The following is a 4,770-nucleotide window of genomic DNA, read 5'->3' on the forward strand; positions in this document are numbered from 1 at the left end:
CGCAATCTGGCGAAATCGGTTACTGTGGAATAAAGTGGAACATCATGGCCAATGAAATGACACACCGTACATTTCAGGGAGAAAATGGCCGCGATGAATTCCGCCGTGAGCAGATTGCCGACAAGGTGATTTCACTGCTCACGTCGGATATTGATATATCCCCAATGGTCATCGACGGTCATTGGGGTACAGGTAAAACCGAGTTCTGCCACAAACTGATGGGTAAGTTTAAGGCAGAACATGAGAACTACCGCCTGCTCTACATTGATGCTTTTCAGGCAGATCATGCAGACAATCCCCTGCTGACTATTCTTGCCGAGGTTTTAAGTCTGCTGCCGGATGGCGAGCAGAAACAAAGCCTGCGCGAAAAAATTATTCCCGTGGTTCGTTATGGTATTAAAACCACTTTAAAAGCTGGCGTAAGTCACCTGCTCAGAGAAAATGCCGACAAAATTGGCGAAGATCTGGATCAGTACCTGCAGGAGGCTGCGGATAAGGCAATTGATGCGTCCGTTATGGCGATGCTGAAAGATCATGAAGAGGCCCAGAGAAACCTGAAAGCACTCCAGTCGGTATTGGCTGAGGTCGCCGGAAATAATCCTATCGTGATCTTTATTGATGAGCTGGACCGCTGTCGGCCAGACTATTCTGTGCAGATGCTGGAAGTGATCAAACATACCTTTCATGTTGAAAACGTTAAGTTCGTGTTGATAACGAATACAGCACAACTCCGGGCAGCCATTCACCATAGCTATGGCCCTGACGTTGATGCGCAACGTTATCTGGATAAATTCCTGAAGTTCAGTTTTTACCTACCTAACTTTATTCCAAGCAATAGCAGTGAAAAAACGCTGGCTTCCGTTGAACATTTCAATAGTCTGGTCCGCATGAGTCCAGTTCTGAGAGATACAAAACTCAATGATTTCAATAACGGTGTGTACGGATTTACGACAAGTTTAATAAGCCATAACCAATTGTCGTTGCGTGAAACAGAAACCTTTATCCGTTACCTGGAAATTTTTCATACGCTCAGCAACGGTATGGATACTAAGATTATTTTTGGCCACACACTACTTCGGGTTCTGGGAGTATTCATTTTCTGTTTCAGAACAGATGTCGCCGCAGCAGTCCAGAGCAATAATGTCGATGCAAAGCAGATAGCAGCGTTACTAGGTCTGAGAAGCCTCGAGAACATTGAAAATGAGTCGAGATACCCTCTTCACACGGAGGTAATTGCCGCCTTGCTCACCCCCGCGTGTACATCAAACGGTGACGTCTACAAACCTAATACAGAAGAATTGCAGAAAACAATTCAAGACTATGAATTTAGATACTTTAATCATCAGGGATTAAGGCAGGGCCATGAATTTGGTTCTGTCTTAAAAGCTATTGAAGTGCTAAACCTCGGAGGCCGCTTATGAGTGATAAGGATTTACCACAAGCTCCAACCGGTGAATTTCTGCTGTTCGCCTCCGATGACGGCCGGGTACGAATCGAGTGTCGCTTTGAAGGTGACACTCTATGGCTGTCACAGGCAATGATGTCCGAACTTTATCAGGTGACACCTCAAGCGATTACCCAGCACATTCGTTCTGTATATGAGGAAGGCGAGCTTGATCAAAACACAACCTGTAAGGATTACTTACAAGTTCAGCAGGAAGGAAAACGCCAGGTAAAACGCAGCATCACTCACTACAGCCTGCCAATGATCTTGGCCATCGGCTATCGCGTCCGCTCTACCCGTGGTACACAGTTCCGTAAGTGGGCAACCCGGACTCTTGAGGAATATATCGTCAAGGGATTCGTGATGGATGACGAGCGGCTGAAAAACCCTCCTGTTGGCAATTCCGTTGTTCCTGATTATTTTGATGAACTGCTGGACAGAATCCGCGACATCCGTGCCAGCGAGCGACGAATGTATTTGCGGGTTCGTGAAATTTTTGCTCTGGCAGCTGATTACGAACCATCGCTGAAAGAAACCACCCAGTTCTTTCAGATCATCCAGAACAAACTGCATTACGCCTGCTCCGGCTACACCGCCGCCGAGTTGATCTATGAGCGTGCCGACGCCGACCAACCCAATATGGGGCTGACCAGCAGCAAAGGCGCTGAAGTGCGCAAAGGCGATGTTACGACAGCCAAGAATTACCTGAGCGAAGCAGAAATTAAAGAGCTCAACCGGATCATCGTCATGTGGCTCGACTTTGCCGAAGATCAGGCTGAACGCCGTCAGCAGGTTTTTCTGCGAGACTGGCAAGCCAAACTGGATCAGTTTCTGCAGTTTAATGAGCGCGATGTTCTGGAAGGCCCGGGCCAGATAAGCAAGAAACAGGCAGATGAAAAAGCCTCTGCAGAATACGAACGCTTTGCTGAAAAACGCCGCCAACTGAAAGAAGCCAAAGGAGAGCAGGACATATCCTCGCTTTTAAACTGGCAGCCACCTGAAAAATAAATCACCGATAACACCAAATCTCATGCTCAAAAAATTACTCACCGCCACTCTGCTTTGCTGCTTTCTGCCAGCGGTGCAGGCCGCCCCGGACTTCGCTCAGCTGCGCATTCAGGCGCAGCTGTCCGGTGATACTTACCTGGCCGACAGCGAACGTGAAGCGCAGCTTCTGCAGCAAGGCCAGACGCTGATTCATCAGGCCACGCTGGCGGATTCTCAGGTCAGTTATTTTCTCAGTCAGGGCAATGGCGTGCAGACCATTGCCATCCGTGGCACCGCCAATCTGGCGAATGTGATGGTCGATCTGGATATTGAATTTCAGCCGGACGAGCGTCTGGGCATCACCCTGCACAACGGTTTCCGCAGTGCCGCCGAGGCGGTGTTTAACGATGTCAGGCCACGGCTGGTTGCCGGCATGCCGGTGCAGATTACCGGCCACAGTCTGGGCGGCGCCATTGCGGTGGTACTGGCGATGTATTTAAAACACGACACAGCGGCACAGGTAAGCCAGGTGATTACTTTCGGCCAGCCCAAGGTCACCAACGTTACCGGGGCGGAAATTTACGCCAGTATTCCGCTGATACGGGTCGTCACCCAGAAAGATCTGGTGCCATTAGTGCCGCCACTCAGTCCGCTGCAGATTAAGGATCTGGATGTTTACTGGCATATGGGCGAAGAAATTATTCTGCTCGGCAGCCAGCAATATTCGCAGACCCGCGGCTTAAAAAGCATGTTGCGTGCGACCAAGCTGAGTACAGCGCTGCCGGATGAAAGCAACCTGCAGGCGCATCAGATTACCACCTATCAGACACTGATCGATGAGCTGCTGCAGTCGGCCGAAGAAGTGCCTTACCAGATGGAAATTAATCTGTTCGGGCTGTCGATTAATTAACCGACAGCCTTAAAAGCTCCAGCGTATGGTGCTTTCCAGCCGGTTCTGATCATAACTCGCGGCGGCAAAATCAGACTGCCGGTCATCGCGCTGCAGACTGACCGACCACTGCCAGCGCTGACTGAGTTGCCAGCGGCTGCTCATCTCCAGACGCTGGCGCAGTTCCGTCACATCGTCGTACTGACGCTGTTCCAGCTGCGCCCTCAGATGATTCACCACACTGAGCCCAAACCAGCGGCTGCGATGCCTGAGCGACAGCCGTCCGATACCCGCCTGATAACTGTAAGCAGAGACATCCGCCTGTTCATCCACTCCCTGTATCAGGGCGCTGAGCGATAAGCCGCTGCTGCGGAAAAACCAGTAAAGCTGCAGACGGGCAGCGCTGCGTTCACTGTCGCGGGCGCTGTTTTGTTCGTAGGTTTTGCGCATAAAATCGAACTGGGTGCGCACATACAGGGATTCTGACGGGATAAAGCCCAGTGCCGGGCTGATGCGTTCGAGCTGCATATAACTCTGGCCATCCACATCTGCGGTGGCCGCAATCAGCGCCACGTCGGTGGCCAGCACATCACCCTGATAACCAAAGCGCAGCAGGCCGGTCTGCAAGCGGTTGTCGTATTCGCTGTAAACCTGCCAGCGCTGTTCTTTCAGCCAGTAGCTGGTCTCAAACTGCACACCTCGACGCCCCGCCGTACGCCAGCCAAGCGAAGCTTCCAGTGCATGATAACTGTCACCCAGGCCAGCATTGATATCGGTAACGTCGGGGGCAACATTAGAGTCGTAGCCGGCACCGGCGGCCAGCTCAAGCTGCAGTCCGGCCTTTGCCTGAGCGGCAAACACCAGTAATAAGATAAGCAGCAGCCCCCGCTGCCGGAATACTCCGCGCAGGGGGGCTGCTGTTGTGGCTGCTATAGGATTGAGCAAAATATCAGTCATCAATTTCCATCGACTGCACGATCAGAACCTGACCGTCGAATGAGCCGTCAATTTCTACCATGCTGCCGCTCACCAGAGAGGACAGCATAGCCGGATCCTGCGCGCTGACATCCAGCGTCAGTCCCAGCAGCACAACAGTACCGGCACTCAGGTCGATGGCTGACACAGGGGCTTTCAGTTCCACCTTATTGCTGGCGTCAACACGTTCCAGCAACTGTGCACGGTACTGACCGGCCGTGGTTTCTTCGAGCAGCAGCTCAACATAGTCACCGGGCTGCAGCATGCTCAGATTAAAGTACACTTCATCGTCACGGTCATCACGCACGCGGGTACGCAGGTCAGCATTGATAGTAATGCCCATCACCGTCAGGGTGTTTTCAGTTGTCGCCTGAACCATACCTTCGAGTTCAATTTCCGGTGCTTCTTCAAACTCGATTTCTTCAGCCAGCAGCACGCCGTCGGTACCGACAACGCCTTCAACCTCAACCATTAC

5 protein-coding genes are annotated in these 4,770 nt (G+C 51.7%); 3 read left to right on the forward strand and 2 right to left on the reverse strand.

Annotated elements, in window-relative coordinates:
• The 3 genes from B3P58_RS20275 to B3P58_RS20285 form a co-directional block, all read left to right on the forward strand.
• Positions 1-1,421 (forward strand): KAP family P-loop NTPase fold protein (locus B3P58_RS20275; RefSeq protein WP_286720205.1); only part of this gene is annotated, 1,421 nt, incomplete at its 5' end.
• Positions 1,418-2,452: a virulence RhuM family protein gene (locus tag B3P58_RS20280; RefSeq protein ID WP_286720208.1), complete on the forward strand. Its 1,035-nt coding sequence runs from the start codon at positions 1,418-1,420 to the stop codon at positions 2,450-2,452. The genes B3P58_RS20275 and B3P58_RS20280, both read left to right, overlap by 4 nt.
• A 22-nt stretch (positions 2,453-2,474) precedes the next feature.
• Positions 2,475-3,341 (forward strand): lipase family protein, encoded by an 867-nt coding sequence (locus B3P58_RS20285; RefSeq protein ID WP_286720211.1) that lies wholly within the window; start codon positions 2,475-2,477, stop codon positions 3,339-3,341.
• A 9-nt stretch (positions 3,342-3,350) separates the two neighbouring features.
• Here B3P58_RS20285 and B3P58_RS20290 read toward each other — a convergent pair whose 3' ends face one another.
• On the reverse strand, positions 3,351-4,277 hold the full coding sequence (locus B3P58_RS20290) for a hypothetical protein (protein WP_286720214.1): 927 nt from the start codon (positions 4,275-4,277) through the stop codon (positions 3,351-3,353).
• Positions 4,270-4,770: DUF5666 domain-containing protein (locus B3P58_RS20295; RefSeq protein WP_286720215.1), on the reverse strand; the 501-nt coding region annotated here is incomplete at its 5' end. The genes B3P58_RS20295 and B3P58_RS20290, both read right to left, overlap by 8 nt.

The organism is Thalassolituus sp. UBA2009 (assembly GCF_002335285.1).
Lineage (GTDB): Bacteria > Pseudomonadota > Gammaproteobacteria > Pseudomonadales > Oceanobacteraceae > Venatoribacter > Venatoribacter alkanivorans.

What these genes read in the sequence shown, in the direction of transcription:
- B3P58_RS20280 (WP_286720208.1), top strand. Translation starts at nt 1,418, where the DNA reads ATGAGTGATAAGGATTTACCACAAGCTCCAACCGGTGAATTTCTGCTG.
- B3P58_RS20285 (WP_286720211.1), top strand. Translation starts at nt 2,475, where the DNA reads ATGCTCAAAAAATTACTCACCGCCACTCTGCTTTGCTGCTTTCTGCCA.
- B3P58_RS20290 (WP_286720214.1), bottom strand. Translation starts at nt 4,277, where the DNA reads ATGACTGATATTTTGCTCAATCCTATAGCAGCCACAACAGCAGCCCCC.